At 66.4% G+C, this 16,462-nt stretch carries 12 protein-coding genes; 6 read left to right on the top strand and 6 right to left on the bottom strand.

Going from position 1 to position 16,462, the window contains the following annotated elements:
• Window positions 1–23 precede the first annotated feature (23 nt).
• Window positions 24–1,319, bottom strand: a complete 1,296-nt coding sequence (gene urtA, locus CYJ10_RS18185; protein WP_219621478.1) for an urea ABC transporter substrate-binding protein — start codon at window positions 1,317–1,319, stop codon at window positions 24–26.
• 178 nt (window positions 1,320–1,497) lie between these two features.
• Here urtA and CYJ10_RS18180 point away from each other — a divergent pair, with 178 nt between their 5' ends.
• Both CYJ10_RS18180 and CYJ10_RS18175 read left to right on the top strand, forming a co-directional pair.
• Complete coding sequence (locus tag CYJ10_RS18180; RefSeq protein WP_101682872.1) at window positions 1,498–4,863, top strand: hybrid sensor histidine kinase/response regulator; 3,366 nt, start codon at window positions 1,498–1,500, stop codon at window positions 4,861–4,863.
• On the top strand, window positions 4,847–5,782 hold the full coding sequence (locus CYJ10_RS18175; protein ID WP_101682871.1) for a response regulator transcription factor: 936 nt from the start codon (window positions 4,847–4,849) through the stop codon (window positions 5,780–5,782). The genes CYJ10_RS18180 and CYJ10_RS18175 overlap by 17 nt, the downstream gene beginning before the upstream one ends.
• A gap of 37 nt (window positions 5,783–5,819) precedes the next feature.
• Here CYJ10_RS18175 and CYJ10_RS18170 read toward each other — a convergent pair whose 3' ends face one another.
• Complete coding sequence (locus CYJ10_RS18170) at window positions 5,820–6,086, bottom strand: XRE family transcriptional regulator (RefSeq protein WP_101682870.1); 267 nt, start codon at window positions 6,084–6,086, stop codon at window positions 5,820–5,822.
• Window positions 6,087–6,408: 322 nt separating this feature from the next.
• On the opposite strand from CYJ10_RS18170, the gene CYJ10_RS35120 reads away from it, so the two are divergent.
• Window positions 6,409–8,034 (top strand): methyl-accepting chemotaxis protein, encoded by a 1,626-nt coding sequence (locus CYJ10_RS35120; RefSeq protein ID WP_180862975.1) that lies wholly within the window; start codon window positions 6,409–6,411, stop codon window positions 8,032–8,034.
• Window positions 8,035–8,119: 85 nt separating this feature from the next.
• Window positions 8,120–9,489 (top strand): IS3 family transposase gene (locus CYJ10_RS18160; protein WP_374703210.1). Its coding sequence is split into 2 segments (ribosomal slippage): window positions 8,120–8,588 and window positions 8,588–9,489, totalling 1,371 coding nucleotides; the frame shifts between segments, so codons are not numbered across the junction.
• 122 nt (window positions 9,490–9,611) lie between these two features.
• Here CYJ10_RS18160 and CYJ10_RS34185 read toward each other — a convergent pair.
• Window positions 9,612–9,749: a hypothetical protein gene (locus CYJ10_RS34185; RefSeq protein ID WP_180862974.1), complete on the bottom strand. Its 138-nt coding sequence runs from the start codon at window positions 9,747–9,749 to the stop codon at window positions 9,612–9,614.
• A gap of 196 nt (window positions 9,750–9,945) precedes the next feature.
• On the opposite strand from CYJ10_RS34185, the gene CYJ10_RS18155 reads away from it, so the two are divergent.
• A complete protein-coding gene (locus CYJ10_RS18155) occupies window positions 9,946–11,742 on the top strand; it encodes an ATP-binding cassette domain-containing protein (protein WP_257993409.1) in 1,797 nt (598 codons plus the stop codon).
• 59 nt (window positions 11,743–11,801) lie between these two features.
• Here the strand turns inward: CYJ10_RS18155 and ggt are convergent, their stop codons facing one another.
• Both ggt and CYJ10_RS18145 read right to left on the bottom strand, forming a co-directional pair.
• Window positions 11,802–13,427, bottom strand: coding sequence for a gamma-glutamyltransferase (ggt, locus tag CYJ10_RS18150; RefSeq protein ID WP_257993408.1), 1,626 nt, complete (start codon window positions 13,425–13,427; stop codon window positions 11,802–11,804).
• Between the two features lie 10 nt (window positions 13,428–13,437).
• The gene (locus CYJ10_RS18145; RefSeq protein WP_101682867.1) at window positions 13,438–14,421 is read right to left on the bottom strand and encodes a Bug family tripartite tricarboxylate transporter substrate binding protein; all 984 of its coding nucleotides are present in this window, start codon (window positions 14,419–14,421) and stop codon (window positions 13,438–13,440) included.
• Window positions 14,422–14,542: 121 nt separating this feature from the next.
• Here CYJ10_RS18145 and CYJ10_RS18140 point away from each other — a divergent pair, with 121 nt between their 5' ends.
• The gene (locus CYJ10_RS18140) at window positions 14,543–15,481 is read left to right on the top strand and encodes a LysR family transcriptional regulator (protein WP_257993407.1); all 939 of its coding nucleotides are present in this window, start codon (window positions 14,543–14,545) and stop codon (window positions 15,479–15,481) included.
• On the opposite strand, the gene CYJ10_RS18135 is transcribed toward CYJ10_RS18140, so the two are convergent.
• Window positions 15,443–16,456, bottom strand: a complete 1,014-nt coding sequence (locus tag CYJ10_RS18135; protein WP_257993406.1) for a LysR substrate-binding domain-containing protein — start codon at window positions 16,454–16,456, stop codon at window positions 15,443–15,445. The genes CYJ10_RS18140 and CYJ10_RS18135 overlap by 39 nt on opposite strands.
• Between the last annotated feature and the right edge of the window lie 6 nt (window positions 16,457–16,462).

Genomic DNA, 16,462 nt, shown 5'->3' with positions numbered 1-16,462 from the left:
GACCGTTGCTCCCGCGTTGATGTTTACTGGTAACCCTTGGGGAACGGGTTCGGCGGGATCAGCTGCGGCGACTCGGCCACCACCTTGAACTGGCCGTCCAGCTGCGCCAGTCCGACGCGGGTCTTGCTCCAGAGATGGTGGTTCGCGTCGACCTTCACATACCCTTCGGGGGCGGTCTTCAGCTCGATGCCCGGTGAGGCCGCCACCACCTTGTCGATGTCGAAGCTGCCGGCCTTCTCCACGGCGGCCTTCCACAGCCAGGGGCCCAGGTAGGCTGCCTGCGTGACATCGCCAATCACGGACTTCGCGCCAAACTTCGCCTTGAAGGCGTCCACGAACTGCTTGTTGTTGGGGTTGTCCAGCGACTGGAAGTACTTCATGGCGGCATAGAAGCCGGCGATGTTCTCGCCGCCGATGCCCAGCACTTCGTCCTCGGTCACCGAGATCGTCAGCAGGAACTGCTTGTCCGCCGTGATGCCCGCTGCCTTGAGCTGCTTGTAGAAAGCCACGTTCGAGCCGCCCACCACGATCGCGTAGATGCAGTCGGGCTTGGCCACCTTGATCTTGTTGATCAGCGAGTTGAAGTTGGTGTGGCCCAGCGGGTAGTACTCTTCGCCCACCACCTTGGCCTTCTGGAAGTTCTCGATGTGCTTGCGAGCGATCTTGTTCGACGTGCGCGGCCAGATGTAGTCCGATCCGATCAGGAAGAAGCTCTTCGCGTTCTTCTGCTTGGCGGCCCAGTCCAGGCCCCAGATGATCTGCTGCGTGGCCTCCTGGCCGGTGTAGATCACGTTCTTCGACTGTTCCAGCCCTTCATAGAAGGTGGGGTAGTACAGCAGGCCGTTTTCCTTTTCAAAGACCGGCAGCACGGCCTTGCGCGAGGCCGACGTCCAGCAGCCGAACACGGCCGCCACGCGGTCGTTGACGAGCAGCTTCTTCGATTTCTCGGCGAACGTGGGCCAGTCGGATGCGCCGTCTTCCTTGATGACCTTGATCTTGCGACCCAGGATGCCGCCGGCCGCGTTGATCTGGTCGATGGCCAGCTGCTCGGCCTGGATGGAACCGGTTTCCGAGATCGCCATGGTGCCCGTGGCCGAATGGAGCTGGCCGACGGTGACTTCGGTATCGGTCACCGCCAGCTTTGTCGTGTTGACGGCCGACGTGGGCAGGTTGGCGCCGTGGGCCTGGGCCGCCATGCCGGCCAGCGGCAGTGCGGGCAGGGCGGCCAGGCCCTGCATCAGCCGGCGCCGGTTCAGCGATACCGCACGATCTTCGGCCGAGGCTGCCGGAGACGACCCGTTTTGGTTCTTGTCACGCATGTTCAACGCTCCTGGAAGGCAAGTTGGGGGTGGATGCTGCGTTGGGCGGATCATGCGGGGGGCATGCGCAGGGCGGAATACGTCATTCAACGTACGGCGGGGGGTGCCGCGCGTCGTCGGCAGGCACGGCACGCCTCTTGCATTCGCAAGGCGGTTCGACCCTGCCCGCATCCACGATATGTCGAGTGCCACCCAGCCCGTGCAGCGCATCAGCAAGATCCGGCGCGATTACAACCGCTGGGTTGCCGACGAGACGCTGGAGGATTACGCCCTGCGCTATGCACCAAGGTCGTTCCGCAAATGGAGCGCCTTCCGGGTGGCCAATACCGCTTTTGGTGCAGTGGCCTTCCTGGCGCTGGAAGCGATTGGTGCGGCCATCACGCTGAGTTACGGCTTTACCAACGCGATGTGGGCCATCGGCGTGGTCAGCCTGGTCATCTTCCTGACCGGCCTGCCGATCTCCTACCACGCGGCGCGCGACGGCCTGGACATGGACCTGCTCGCACGCGGCGCCGGGTTCGGCTACCTGGGGTCGACCATCACGTCGCTGATCTACGCCAGCTTCACGTTCATCTTCTTTGCGCTCGAGGCGGCCATCATGGCGCAGGCGTTCGAGTTGCTGTTCGGCATGCCGCGATGGATCGGCTACCTGTTGTCGTCGGTCATCGTGATCCCGCTGGTCACGCATGGCGTCACGCTGCTGTCGCGTATCCAGCTATGGACGCAGCCGCTCTGGCTGGTGTTGCTGGTGCTGCCCTACGCACTGATCCTCTGGCGCGAGCCCCAGCACTACACCGCGTTTCTGTCGCTGAACGGCCGCCTGGCCGATGGCGACGGCTTCTCCTGGCACGCGTTCGGCGCGGCAGCCACGGTGGCCGCGGCGCTGATCGGGCAGATTGCCGAGCAGGTGGACTTCCTGCGCTTCATGCCGCCACTGACGCGCAAGAATCGCTTTCGCTGGTGGACGGCGCTGATAGCCGCCGGGCCCGGCTGGATCGTGCTGGGCGCCGCCAAGATGGCGGGCGGTGCCTTTCTGGCGTTCATCGTGCTGCGGGCGGAGTTGCCGATTGCCCATGCGCTGGAGCCCACGCAGATGTACCTGGCGGGCTTCGCACGCGGGCTGGGCGATGGGTGGCCGGCATGGGCGCCGGTAGTGCTGACCGGACTGCTGGTACTGGTATCGCAGACCAAGATCAACATCACCAATGCCTACGCCGGTTCGCTTGCCTGGTCCAACGTGTTTGCGCGGCTGACGCACAGCCATCCCGGGCGCGTGGTCTGGCTGGCGTTCAATGTGTTGATTGCGGTCATGCTGATGGCCATGGGCGTGTTCGAGGCGATGGAGCAGGTGCTGGCCCTCTATGCGCATCTGGCCGTGGCGTGGGTGGGCGCGATATTCGGTGACCTGGTCATCAGCAAGCCACTGGGGCTGTCGCCACACCATGTCGAGTTCCGGCGTGCCTACCTGTTCGACATCAATCCAGCCGGCTTCGGCAGCATGGCCCTGGCGTCGGGGCTGTCGCTGCTGATGCACCTGGGCGTGTTCGGCGACGTCCTGCGGCCTGCGTCGATCGGTGTAGCGCTGGCGCTGGCGACGGTATTGCCGCCGGTGATCGCGCTGGTGACGCAGAGCCGCTACTTCATGGCGCGCACGCCGGTGGACTTTGGCGACCGCCATGCCGTGATCCGTTGCGCGATCTGCCGCAATGCGTTCGAGCGCGAGGACATGGCCGGCTGCCCCGCGTACCGCGGGCCGATCTGTTCGCTCTGCTGCACGCTCGACGCACGTTGCGGTGACCGCTGCAAGCCGGGCGCCAGCGCGCAGGAGCAGATTGCCACCGCGCTCACCCGCGTGCTGCCGGCCGGCACGCCGCCGGTGGCCGCGCGCCGCATCGGGCAGTTCGTGCTGATGCTTGCCGGCATGGTGTTCGCGTTTGGCACGCTGCTCTGGCTGCTCTATACGCAAGAGCAACTGTCGAGTGTGCTGGCATCGGCCGGGCCGACCGGTGGCGCGTTGTTCCTGAAGATCGGCGCGGGGCTGACGCTGTTCTCGGCCGTGGCGGCGTGGTGGCTGGTGCTGGTCAATGAAAGCCGTACGGTGGCGCAGGAAGAATCGGAGCGCCAGAACGTGCTGCTGCAGAAGGAAATCGACGCGCACCGGCAGACCGATGCGCTGCTGCAGCACGCCAAGGATGTGGCCGAGAAGGCCAACGTGGCCAAGAGCCGCTTCATCACCGGCATGAGCCATGAAATGCGTGCCGGGCTGAATTCGATCCTTGGATACTCGCAATTGCTGCTGCGCGTACCCACGCTGCCCATCCCGTGCCGCGAGGACGTGCGCACGATCGGGCGCGCCGGCGAACACCTCTCTAGCCTGGTGGACGGCCTGCTGGAGTTGTCGCGCATCGAGGCCGGCAAGCTGCGGCTGGAGCAGGAGGCCGTGTCGCTGGAATCCCTGTTCGACGACCTGGTCCGCATGTTCCGTCCCCTGGCCGCCGCGCGCGGGCTGGCATTCCACTATCGCGTAGCGGGCCGGCTGCCGCTGCATGTGCATGGAGACTCCAAGCGGCTCCGGCAGATTGTCATCAACCTGGTCAGCAACGCGATCAAGTTCACCGATCACGGATCGGTCACGCTGACCGTGCGCCATCAGCGCGAACTGGCCACCATCAGCGTAAGCGACACCGGCCCCGGCATTCCCGCCGAAGACCAGGCGCGCATCTTCGACCCATTCGAGCGCGTCACGCCGCACGACGACCGCGAAGGGATCGGGCTGGGGCTTGCCATCGTGCGGCTGCTGGCAGACCTGATGGGCGGGGACATCGTCGTGCGCAGCGCGCCCGGCGAAGGCAGCGAGTTTCTGGTGCGGCTCTATCTGCCGGTGGTCTCGGCGGTACCCAAGCCACGCAAGGCGATGCCGGCGAAGCCGTTGCCGTCGGGTGCGCGCGTGCTGATCGTCGATGACAGGGCTGCGCATCGCGCCGTGCTGCGGGGCTTTCTGGCGCCGCTCGACCTGGCGGTGCAGGAGGTGGGCGAGGGCGCGCAGGTGCTGCCTGTGCTGCGTGACTGGCGGCCGCAGCTGGTGCTGCTCGATCTGAACCTGCCCGATGCCTCGGGCTGGGATCTGTGTCGCGAGATTCGCGCGGAGCAGCCTGCGCCGCAGGTGGTCATCGTGTCCGCCAATGCCCATGAAAACACCGAGGAGGCCCGCCAGCTGCATGGCTACCTCGGCTTTGTCAGCAAGCCCGTGCGCGAGGCGGAGCTGATTGATATGGTCCACCGCGCGCTGGCTCTGGCGCCGACGCCGCTACCGGCGCAACCGCCGCCGCAACAGCCGGCCCAGCCGGATGACGAGACCTTGCGCGAACTGCTGGCGATGGGCGCAACCGGCCGGCTTCGTGCCGCCGAGGCGCATTTGTCGGAACTGGCGCAGGGCGGTGATGCCGTTGCCGCGTGGGCTAGCCAGATGCTGGCGCTGGCACGAACCGACGCTGCGGCCCTGACCGCTTCACTTGGCGAGGCGCTTCATGCAACCCGATCCTGATATCCGGCGTCTGGCTGACGCCATGGAAACACGTGTGCTGGTGGTGGACGACAGCCCCGACGCGCGCGGCATGCTGACCCGTGCGCTGGGCGACGAGGCCATGCTCGTGCATGCCGCGTCAAGCGGCAACGCCGCGCTCGATGCGCTGGCGTTCTTCGCGCCCGATGCCGTATTGCTCGACGTCGACATGCCCGGCATGGACGGCTTCGCCACCTGCCAGGCGCTGATGGACCGCCACGCCGACCTGCCGGTCATTTTCATGACCGGGCTGGGCGATACGGGGCATATCGTGCGGGGCTTCGAGGTGGGGGCCTGCGACTATGTCACCAAGCCCGTGGCCATTGCCGAGGTCGTCGCGCGGGTGCGGTCCCACGCCAGCAAGGCGCGGCTGGCCCGCAGCGCGCGTGACGCCGTGCTGGGCAGCACGGTGCCGATGTTTGCGGCGGGACTCGATGGCCGCTGGCTGTGGAGCAACGCCAGCGCCACGCAGGTGTGGCTTGACCGGGGGTGGCCGGCCCCGGTGCCGGGCGGTGGCTTGCCGTCAGCGCTGCACGACGCGCTGCAGCGGCTCAGGCTTGCGGCGCATGTCACGCTGGATGGCATGTCGCTGCGCCGCTTGACCGGGGATGCATCGGACTGGATGGTGGTCGAACTGGGCGCGCCTACGTTGGCCGGCGAGGGGGCCGATGCCGACGCCCCGGCCGGCGCCGGGCCCGTGCTCACTGCACGCGAGGCCGAGGTCATGGCCTGGGTGGCGCGCGGCAAGACCAATCGCGATGTTGCGGAGATACTGGGCATGAGCCCGCGCACCGTCAACAAGCACCTGGAACACATCTACGAAAAGCTCGGTGTGGAAACACGCACCGCAGCCGTGGCGGCGTCGCAGCGACGCCTGGGGCAATCTGCCGGCAACGGCTGAAGCCGGCGGGGCACCCAAGTCGAGGAGATCGCCATCCTCACGCCTTGATGCGCAGCCTGCGCACGCGTTCGCGCCATTGGCACAACTCGTCCAGCCGGAAATGCTGGAACTTGCCGGCCAGGAGCATGGCCAGGTCAGACTGCGGCAGGCGCAGCAGCGCTGCGGCGTCCGCCAGCGTCACCCGGGCCGCCTGCAGCCCCCGCGCCAGATCCATCACGATCGCGGCCTTGCGCGGGATGTCTTCGGCGTCGACAAAGCCGAGACGGGCGTAGACGTTGTCCGGTCCATAGACAAAGCTGAACATGGCGCTTCCTGCCTGGTACTGCCGAGTGCGGCGACGCTGCGAACTATAGGCCGGACCGGGCCGGAATTCGCTAGCGGAAACATGTCGCCGTGTTACGCCATATTGCTGCCCGTGGCGGCGTAATCGGCACGCGCGGCAGGCATCGCCTGCCCGACCTCCCCACTTCGGAAGGGCGTGAATCTGACCAATTGACCGTTTAGTTGAGTCAACAAACCACCGTTAGCCGATGACTGGAGAGGTCGAGGATACGGCCCGAACGGGAAACTTCGCGGACAACACATCATGCCCAGCCAATAAATCCAGATACCGGGAGGTAACGCCAATGCAACTTTTTCAACGAATGACCGTCTTCCAGCGCATCATGTCGGCCTTTGCGGTCGTGCTTGCGATGACATGCGGAATGGGCGGTTTCGCGCTGTTCGAGTTGGGCCGTGTCGGCGATGCCGCGCGGGATATCAAGGACAACTGGATGCCGTCGGTGCGTCATTCCCTTGAGATGAAGAGCCACTTGAACGCGTATCGCACGTCGGAGTTGCAGCACGTGCTGTCGGCCTCGGACGAGGAATTCCGCCGATACGAGGCCCTGATGGGCAAGCAGCTCGATGCCTTCCGCGACGCCGAGAAAACCTTTGCCAGCCTGCTTGCGACGGAAGCCGAACGGCTCACGTATCGTGAGATGACGGCGCTCATGGCGCAGTACCTGGCCGTCCACGACAAGTTGCTGGCGCTGTCGCGCGGCGGCGACCGCCAGGGTGCGGTGGCCATGCTGCGCGGCGAATCGTTCCAGGTGCGCAGCCAGCTGGAAGCCAGCATCGACCAGGCCGTCAAGCTCAACGTGACCGGGTCGGAAGCCAGCGGCAAGCATGTGGAGCAGGTCTTTGCGTCGGCACGCAACCTGATGATTGGCGCGCTGCTGACGATGGCGGTACTGGTGGTGGCGCTTGCGCTGGTACTGGCACGCGGGCTGGTGCGCCAGCTGGGCGGCGAGCCGGCCTACGCGGCGCAGGTGGCCGGCGAAGTGGCGGCCGGCAACCTGGCGCTGGAAGTCGTGCTGAAGCCGGGCGATACGTCCAGCATGCTGCACGCGATGAATCGCATGCGCCTGACGCTGGCCGATATCGTTCACCACATCAAGGCGTCGAGCGAGGCGGTGGCTACCGCTTCGGGGCAGATCGCGCAAGGCAACGTCGACCTGTCGCAGCGCACCGAGGAGCAGGCTTCGGCGCTGGAACAGACCGCCGCGAGCATCGAGGAACTGGCTGTCACGGTCAGGCAGAACGCCGACAATGCCGGTCATGCCGACAAGCTGGCGCAAAGCGCGTCGTCGCTGGCCGAGAAGGGTGGCCAGGTGGTGGGCAATGTGGTCAGCACCATGGGCGATATCTCGAAGCGCTCCGGTCGCATCGTCGACATCATCGGCGTGATCGAAGGCATTGCGTTCCAGACCAACATCCTGGCGCTGAACGCTGCCGTGGAAGCGGCCCGTGCCGGCGAGCAGGGACGCGGCTTTGCCGTGGTGGCCGGCGAGGTGCGCACGCTGGCCCAGCGCAGCGCCGCGGCGGCCAAGGAGATCAAGGAGCTGATCGAAGGATCGGTCAGCAAGGTGCAGGAAGGTTCCACGCTGGTCGACAACGCCGGCCAGACCATGCACGAGATCGTGGAAGCCGTGCGGCAGGTGTCGCAGCTGGTGGCCGACATCTCGGCGGCGTCGACGGAACAGACCAGCGGCATCGAGCAGGTGAACGCGGCGGTGACGCAGATCGACGACGTGACCCAGCAGAACGCGGCGCTGGTTGAAGAAGCGGCGGCCGCCGCGACGGCTCTTGACGAACAGAGCCGCAGCCTGCTGTCGTCGGTGGCTGTGTTCAAGTTGTCTGACGGGCGGGCCGCGTCGCGCAGCGGCGAAGCCTTCGGCTTCCGCCACGGTGGCGTGCCCGCGCTTGCCTGATCCCGGGCCGGCGTAGCGAGTCAGAAGAAAGCCGGAGCCTTGAACTGCACCCCAAAAGTTGGACACCAACTTTTGGGGTGTTTTCATGTATAGGTACACCGAGCAGTTCAGACTGTCGGTCATCAAGGAGTATCTGACCGGGCACGCAGGGGCCGGCGCGCTCGCCAAGCGCTATGGGATTGACGAGGGGACGGTGCGGCGGTGGGTTGCAGCCTATCGGCTGCATGGCCAAGCCAGTCTCAAGCGCAGGTACAAGACCTACAGCGCAGAGTTCAAGCTCTCCGTGCTTGAGCGGATGCGCCGCCAAGGCTTGTCGCATCGGGAAGTGGCGGCGCTGTTCGACATCCGCGGTAGCGGCGCCATTGGCGTGTGGGAACGCCAGTATGATGCTGGGGGTTTAGAAGCTCTGACGCCTCGCCCCAGGGGACGACGGCCCAGCAAGATGCCACAACGGACTCCCAAGACAAAGCCATCGCGGTCATCAGGCGACCTGACGCGCACGCGCGAAGAACTCCTTGAAGAGTTGGACTACCTGCGCATGGAGAACGCGTACCTAAAAAAGCTCGACGCCTTGGTTCAAGCGAGCAAGACATCTGCGCAACCCAAAAAGCGCAAATAGTGCTTGAGCTGAGGCAGCAGTACCCGTTGGCCGGCTTGCTGAGGGTGGCAGGACTGGCGCGCAGCACGTTCTACTACCAGCAGGCCGTGCTGCAGGCCCACGACAAATATACGGAGCTGAAAGCGCGCATTCGCGAACTCTTTGCCCGGCACATGGGCCGTTATGGCTACCGCCGCATCACGGCGGTAATCCGGCAAACCGGCACGATCGTCAACCACAAGACGGTTCAGCGCCTCATGAGAGAGATGGGACTGAAGTCGTTGGTCCGGCCGAAGAAATACCGCTCCTACAAGGGCACGGTAGGCCGTGTCGCACCCAATGTTCTGCAACGGCAATTCCAGGCCAGGCGTCCGAATCGGAAGTGGGTAACCGACGTGACCGAATTCAACGTGGCCGGCGAGAAGCTGTACCTCTCCCCGGTGCTGGACCTGTACAACGGCGAGATCATCGCCTACGAGACTGCCCGTAGGCCCACCTTCGAGATGGTGAGCAATATGCTGAAGAAGGCGTTCCGCCGCCTCAGCCCGAAGGACCGACCGCTGCTGCATTCCGATCAGGGTTGGCAGTACCAGATGCCGGCCTATCAGCGGATGCTCAAACAGCGCAGAATCCGTCCCAGCATGTCCCGCAAGGGCAATTGCCTCGACAACGCCACCATGGAAAGCTTCTTCGGCACCCTGAAGTCCGAGTTCTTCTACCTGAACAAGTTCGCCAGCGTCGAGGAGCTACAGCAAGGCCTGCGCCAATACATTCACTATTACAATCACGACCGCATCAAGCTCAAACTTAAAGGGCTGAGTCCCGTGAAGTACAGGACTCAGCCCTCTCTAGCCTAGCAAATCAACTGTCCAACTTTCTGGGGTCAGTTCACCTGTCTCCGGCTTTTTTACGCCGTGCCGCCGGTAATCGTTACACGGCCCTCCCGAATCCTGCCGGGCGTGTCGGGGCCCGGCAGCGGCTACCAGAAGGTGGCCGCGTAGCCCACCACAATCAGCGCGATGGCGATCAGGAAAATCGGGTGCGTCCACGTATAGCGGCGGTTTCCACGCAGTTTCTGCATCTTTTCTTCGCGGTCCTGCACGTCGCCTTGCTGCATGGGTGTCCTCCTCGAAGTCCGGGGCCCGGTGGGCCGACAGCGTTGTGGTGTGCAGGATGCGTGCCATGCGCGGGCGGCCACGATGTTGGCGATGACGCTGCACAGGGGCCGGCGGGCTTGGCACAATAGCAAGCTTCGCGCGCCCCGATGCTCACCGGCGATGGACCGCGCGCCCCGGCACAGGAGAGATGACCGCATGACGGTGCCCGATATGTCCGCCTCGCCCGATGCTTCCGACTCGCCCGGCAAGCCCGACTCACCCGACAGGCCCACGCGTCCGCCCGCCATCGGCCTCGGCAGCGCGGCACGCGACCTCTATCGCGCGCTCTGGCAGCACGCCCATGGGGTGCGGACCCAGATGCTCGGCGCCGCCGGCCTGTTGTCGGCCGCGCAGCTGCTGCGGCTGACCATGCCCTGGCTGGCCGCGCAGGCCATCAATGCGCTGCAGCAGGGACAGATGGAAGTGGCCGGCCGCTGGATCGTCTATCTGATCGGCATCTATCTGTTGTCGTGGCTGCTGCACGGCCCGGGCCGGGTGCTGGAGCGCAACGTGGGCGTGCGGGTGCGCGAGCGCCTGTCCGACCAGCTCTACGCGCGCATTGCGTCCGCGCCGCTGGACTGGCGCGACGGCCGGCACTCGGGCGAACTGCAGCACCGTGTGGTGCAGTCCAGCCGCGCGCTGTCGGACTTCGCCCAGAACCAGTTTGGCTACCTGCAAAGCGCGTTCAACTTCGTGGGGCCGATCGTCGCGCTGGCGCTGCTGTCGCGCACGAGTGGCGTGATCGCCGTGACCGGCTATGTGGTGGTCGCGCTGATCATCCTGCGTTTCGACCGTACCCTGATGCAACTGGCGCGTGCCGAGAATGACGCGGAGCGTCGCTATGCCGCCGCGTTGCTGGATTTTGTCGGCAACGCCGGCACGGTGATCGGGCTGCGGCTGCAGGTCGCGTCGCGCAAGCTGCTGGACCATCGCATGGCGGCCGTGATGGCACCGCTGCGCCGCGCGGTGGTGGTCAACGAAGGCAAATGGTTTGCCGTCGACCTGCTTGGCATGGGGCTGACGTGGATTCTGGTGGTGGTGTACGTGCTGCAGGCGCGGCAGCCCGGCCAGGCGGTGCTGCTGGGCACGGTCTTCATGATCTACCAGTATGCGCAGCAGGCCGCGACGGTGGTTGGTGCGATGGCGTCCAACTTCCAGAGCTTCGCGCGCATGCATACGGACTACGGCAGCGCCGAGCCAATCTGGGCGACGCCCGGCGACCCGGACGCGGCGGTGCCTGCCGTGATACCCGATGCCCCCTGGCAGACGCTGGAACTGCGCGGCGCCACCTGGCGCTACGCCGACGATGCGCGCGGGGGGCTGCACGGTATCGATCTGCAACTGCGGCGCGGTGCGCGGATTGCGCTGATCGGCCCCAGTGGCGGCGGCAAGAGCACGCTGCTGCGCGCGCTGGCAGGCCTCTATCGCCCGCAGCACGGCGAACTGCGCCGCGACGGCATGGCCGAGGACTGGATCGAACTGCGCGCGCTGGCCACGCTGATTCCGCAGGAGGCCGAGGTGTTCGAGGCCAGCGTGCAAGAGAACCTGACCTTCGGCGAGCCGGCCGATGCGGCGGCGCTGCAGGCGGCCGTGCATACGGGCGTGTTCGACGAGGTGCTGCAGCGCATGCCCGATGGGCTGGCCAGCCCGCTCAGCGAGCGTGGTGCCAATCTGTCCGGCGGCCAGCGGCAGCGGCTGGCCCTGGCGCGCGGGGCGCTGGCGGCGCAGGGCAGTTCGCTGTTGCTGCTCGACGAACCGACCAGTGCGCTCGATCCGCAGGCCGAAGGCCGCGTGTTCGACCGCATGTTCGCGGCCTTCCCGTCGGCCTGCATCGTCGCTTCGGTCCATCGGCCAAGCCTGCTGGCGCGATTCGACACCATCGTCGTGGTAGAAGCCGGCCGGGTGGTCGATGCCGGGCCGCGCGACGCAGTGCTGGCAAGGCGCGGCGATTGATCTGGTGGCGCCGGCCGCAGGGCGGCCGGCGTGGTGCCGCTCGGTGCCGCGCGGTTCCGTTACATCAGTGAGTCGGTCGAGTACGCGACGCCATCGCGCCCGGGGTCCGCGCCACCGCGCAGCGCGGTGCCGTCGATATGTACCGCATGCACCCATCCGATCGTGTAGTTGTACGGATTGCGGATCACCTCGTAGCCCTGCTGTTCGAGCTGCCGGCAGACCGCGCGCGGGATGCGGTTGCAGACGTCGATGGCATTGCTGGTCGACGAGAAACGCGGGGCCGACACGGCGTCCTGGATCGGCATGCCATGGTCCACCGCATTCAGGATGACCTGCAGCACGCCCATGGCGATCTGCGTGCCGCCCGGCGCGCCGAGCACGATCTCCGGCTGGTTGTCGCGGAACACGATAGTGGGGCACGACGACGTGAAACGACGCTTGCCCGGTGCGATGCTGCCGGCGCGGCCCGGGCGGGGATCGAAGACGCCCATGCACCCGTTGTACATGAAGCCCAGGCTGGGCGTGATGGCGCCGGATGGCATGGCCAGCGAATGCGTCAGCGACACGCAGTTGCCGTCGCCGTCCACGACCGACAGGTGCGTGGTATCGCGCGGCACCACGTGGCCGGGGTTCACGCGCGTGACAGACACCTTCTCGTGCGCGCGCACGGCGGCGGCGGTCTGCGCGGCGCGCTCGGAAGACAGCAGGCGTTCGAGCGGGATGTCGACGAAGGCCGGGTCGCCCAGATGCATGTCCTTGTCCACGGTGGCCTGCTTCATGACTTCGCAGACGATGCGCAGGTATTCGGGCGAGTTGTGCGGCATCGAGCGCAGGTCGAACTGCTCCAGCGCGTGCAGCATCTCCAGCAGCATTGCGCCGCCCCCGGGCGGCTGGTTCGTGGCGATGACGCGGTCGCGATAACGGCCGAACAGCGGCTTCTGGCGGATCACGCGGTAGTCCGCCAGGTCCTGGCGGTTCAGCAGGCCGCCGTTGGCCTGCATGTCCGCGACGATGGCGTCGGCAATCGATCCCCGGTAGAAGGCATCGGCGCCGTCGCGCGCAATGACGTCAAGCACATCGGCCATGTCGGTGTTGACGATGGGTGCGCCGATGGGCCGGGGCCAGCCGTCTTCGCGGCAGTAGACGCGGCGGCCCGATTCGCTGAAGGCCAGCCGCTCGCGGTTGCTGGCGCGGCCCAGCGTGGCTTCGTCCATCCAGAACGCATGCATGCCGGGACGCACAAAATAGCCGTCGCGTGCCCAGGCGATGGCGGGTGCCACCACCTCGCGCCACGGCAGGCGGCCGTGCGCGGCGTGCATGGCTTCCAGGCCGCGCAGCGTGCCGGGGGTGGCGATCGACTGATAGCCGATGTCGTTGAGACGGTCCTTGATGAAGAAGCCAAAGCCGTCGCGCGCCTCGCCTTCGAGCAGATCGGCCCACATGTCGGGGCGTGCGCTGGCCGGGGCCGTGGCGTGGAAGTCGAAATATTCGTGGGCACGGGTGTCGCGCATGTACACCGCGCCGGTACCAAAGCCCGCGATGCCGCACATGAGGGGATCGACCACGGTCTGCGCCAGCGCGCAGGCCACGGCCGCATCCACGGCATTGCCGCCCGCCTTCAGGATCTCGACGCCCGACTCGGCCGCTTCCGGCTGCGGGCAGGTCACCATTCCAGGATTTGTCATGGGACGGTCCTTACCTGGATTGGAAGTCGACGGAGCCCAGTGCGTCCTGCACCTTGGCGGTGTCGCGCACGGTCATCTGCATGAGCATGCCGGACGGGCCGGGCATCGGCACCACCTGCATGGTCTTGAGCTTGTCGAGCGTGCCCTTGTCGGCCAGGAAGACCTGCGACACGGCGTGCAGGCGCTTCACGACATCGGGCGACGTGCCGCCCTTGGCGGCCACACCCATCCAGCCCAGGTCATCCAGCCCGGACAGGCCAAGCTCGGACGCGGTCGGCACGTCCGGCAGGTCTGGCAGCCGCTTTGGCGCGAACAGCACCAGCGGCACCAGCTTGCCGGCGCGAATCTGCGGCATGGCCGTGCTCAGCACCGGCGCCATGACCTGCGTCTGGCCGCCCACGGTGGCCACCACGCCATCGGGCTCGCCCTTGTACGGCACATGCGTCATGTGGATGTTCTGGTTCTTCTGGAACAGCTCCACCACCAGGTGCGTGGAATTGCCATTGCCCGACGACGCGAAATTGATCTTGCCGGGCTTGGCGCGGGCGGCAGCCACCAGGTCGGCCAGCGTGTGGAAGCCGGTCTGCGGATTGGCCACCAGCACGAACGGCACCGTGGTCAGCACCGACACGGGGGTGAAGTCGGTTTCGGGCTTGTACGACAGCGGGGCGTAGGCGAACTTGTTCAGCACCATCTGCGAGACGCCGGCCAGGAACAGCGTGCATCCATCGGCAGGTTGGGACAGCACGTACTTGGCCGCGATCACGCCACCGGCGCCGGCCTTGTTTTCCACGAGCACGGTGGTGCCCAGTTCCTTCGACGCCGTCTCGGCCCACATGCGCGCCAGCGTATCGGTGCTGCCGCCGGCCTGCTGCGAGACCACCAGCTTGATGGGCCGCGTGTTCCCCGCTTCGCCGCATGCCCAGCCCGGCGCCGATGCACCCACTGCGAGCATCGCGGCCAGCAGTTTCCCCATGATGGAGATTTTTCTCATGTCGTGTCCTTCTTGATCAGTGATTCCATGGATTGTTCCGCGGCCGCAGAAGCGCCAATAATGGCGCGGGATGCGCGGAACGGCCAATGAAATGTTCCGAACCTTGTATGAGTATTTGTTCATGTTGCAGTCTCCGGACACCGTAGCCTGGGCGCGCCGGTTGCGGATGCGTCACCTTGAATCGTTCCTGGTCCTGCACGAGGCGGGCACGCTGACGCTGGCCGCCCAGCGCCTGCATATGACCCAGTCTGCCATGTCGCACTGGCTGGGCGAGATGGAGGATCTGGTCGGTACGAAGCTGGTGCTGCGCGGCAAGCAGATGAAGCTGACGGCCGCCGGCGAGGCCGTGCGCAAGCTGGCGCTGCGGGTGCTGGGCGAGGTGGGGCGGACCAACGCCGAGCTGCTGTCGCTGGCCAAGGGCGACGTGGCGCGCGTGCACATTGGCAGTGTCACGGCCGGTATCGCCCATCTGATTCCGCGCGCGGTGCTGGCCTTCCAGGCGCGCCATGCGGATGTGTCGTTCCAGGTGACAGAGGGCGTGTTCAACGCGCTGCTGAGCGGCCTGGAGGAGCGCGAGTACGACCTGGTGGTGGGGTCGATCGACGCCCGCGCCTACGGTCAGCATCTGGAACACGAGGTGCTGTTTGCCGATGACATCGCGATCGTCGTGGGCCCCGACCATCCGCTGGCCACGGCGCGCCGCGTGAGCTGGGCCGACGTGTTCGGCTATCCGTGGCTGATGCCGCCGCGCGACACGCTGATGCGGGTGCGGCTGGAAAACACCTTGCTGGAACGCGGTGGCGCCGGCATCAAGCCGAAGATCGAAACCGGATCGATCGTGGTGCTGGAATCGGTGGTGCGCGGCAGCGATCATGTCGGCGTCTGCTCGGCGGCGATGGCGGCGCATCTGCAGAGCCGTGGGCTCGTCGCTATCCTGCCGTTGGCCGATGTCGGATCGTTCGGGCCCGTGGGCGCGGTGTGGCGCCGGGGCGGCGCCGACGAGATGCTGCTCGACTTCGTGTCACTGCTTCGCAGCGAGGCCGGGAAGCTGGGCCGATAGCGCGTCGGCGCTGGCGCCGGTCAGGCTGCCAAGCGGGCTGACGCCTTTCCAGGCCTGGGTGGCGATGGCATCGACGATGAGCTTCAGCAGGGCGTCTTCGACCGTCTTGCAGGCAAGGCTGAGCCGTGCGGCGCCTGCCACGCACAGGAACACGCGGCGCACCAGCGACGAATCGGAGATCGGCACGCACGCGAATGCCTCGGGCGGTTCGGTGGCCAGGGCGCTGCAGGGCAGGATGGTCCACCCCATGCCGGCGCTGACGGCCGACAGCAGCACCGACACCGCGCTGGTTTCGGCCACGAGCTTCAGTTCGAGCCCGGCGGCGACGAACGCGCGGTCCGTCAGCACCCGCACCGAATTGGGAAAGCTCGGCAGCAGCAGCGGCAGCGCGGCCATCTCGGCCAGGGTCAGCGCCGCGTCGCGCTGCGCCGACCCTGGGCCCACGGCCATCAGGTCTTCATCGAGCAACGGCACAAGATGCATGTTCGGACGCTGCTGGGCATCCATGGCGATGCACAGGTCGAGCTTCTGCGCCGTCACGAGTTCGGCCAGGTCGGCGCTGCTGCCTTCCACGATCTCGACCGTCACGTCCGGCACGTTGCGGGTGACGAACTGCAGCAGCGGCACGGCCAGCACACGCGACGTGCTGGTGGGCAGGCCCACCCTGACGTGGCCCGACGGCACATCGCGGCCATGCCGGACGGCCGCATGCGCTTCCTCCATCTGGCGCAGCACCATCTTGGCGTGCCGATACAGGATCTGGCCGGTCTCGGTGGGGCGGGCGCCAAACGGCCCGCGCACCAGCAGCTTGGCGCCCAGCTCGGACTCCAGGTTGACCACGTGCTGGCTTAGCGACGGCTGGGCGATATGCAGCGCATCGGCTGCGGCGGTAATGCTCTCGAGTTCGACGATGCGCGCGAAATAGCGAAGCTGCCGGAAATCCATGACTGCGGAAACGTAGGGACGGATGCCCACTCTAGC

The sequence above is a fragment of the Cupriavidus pauculus genome (assembly GCF_002858765.1).
GTDB lineage: Bacteria > Pseudomonadota > Gammaproteobacteria > Burkholderiales > Burkholderiaceae > Cupriavidus > Cupriavidus pauculus_B.
The sequence above is the reverse complement of the archived record's forward strand: the minus strand, read 5'-3'. Positions and strand labels throughout refer to the sequence as shown.

Coding starts and splice junctions, on each gene's coding strand:
- urtA (WP_219621478.1), bottom strand. CDS start 1,319: ATGCGTGACAAGAACCAAAACGGGTCGTCTCCGGCAGCCTCGGCCGAA.
- CYJ10_RS18180 (WP_101682872.1), top strand. CDS start 1,498: ATGTCGAGTGCCACCCAGCCCGTGCAGCGCATCAGCAAGATCCGGCGC.
- CYJ10_RS18175 (WP_101682871.1), top strand. CDS start 4,847: ATGCAACCCGATCCTGATATCCGGCGTCTGGCTGACGCCATGGAAACA.
- CYJ10_RS18170 (WP_101682870.1), bottom strand. CDS start 6,086: ATGTTCAGCTTTGTCTATGGACCGGACAACGTCTACGCCCGTCTCGGC.
- CYJ10_RS35120 (WP_180862975.1), top strand. CDS start 6,409: ATGCAACTTTTTCAACGAATGACCGTCTTCCAGCGCATCATGTCGGCC.
- CYJ10_RS34185 (WP_180862974.1), bottom strand. CDS start 9,749: ATGCAGCAAGGCGACGTGCAGGACCGCGAAGAAAAGATGCAGAAACTG.
- CYJ10_RS18155 (WP_257993409.1), top strand. CDS start 9,946: ATGACGGTGCCCGATATGTCCGCCTCGCCCGATGCTTCCGACTCGCCC.
- ggt (WP_257993408.1), bottom strand. CDS start 13,427: ATGACAAATCCTGGAATGGTGACCTGCCCGCAGCCGGAAGCGGCCGAG.
- CYJ10_RS18145 (WP_101682867.1), bottom strand. CDS start 14,421: ATGAGAAAAATCTCCATCATGGGGAAACTGCTGGCCGCGATGCTCGCA.
- CYJ10_RS18140 (WP_257993407.1), top strand. CDS start 14,543: ATGTTGCAGTCTCCGGACACCGTAGCCTGGGCGCGCCGGTTGCGGATG.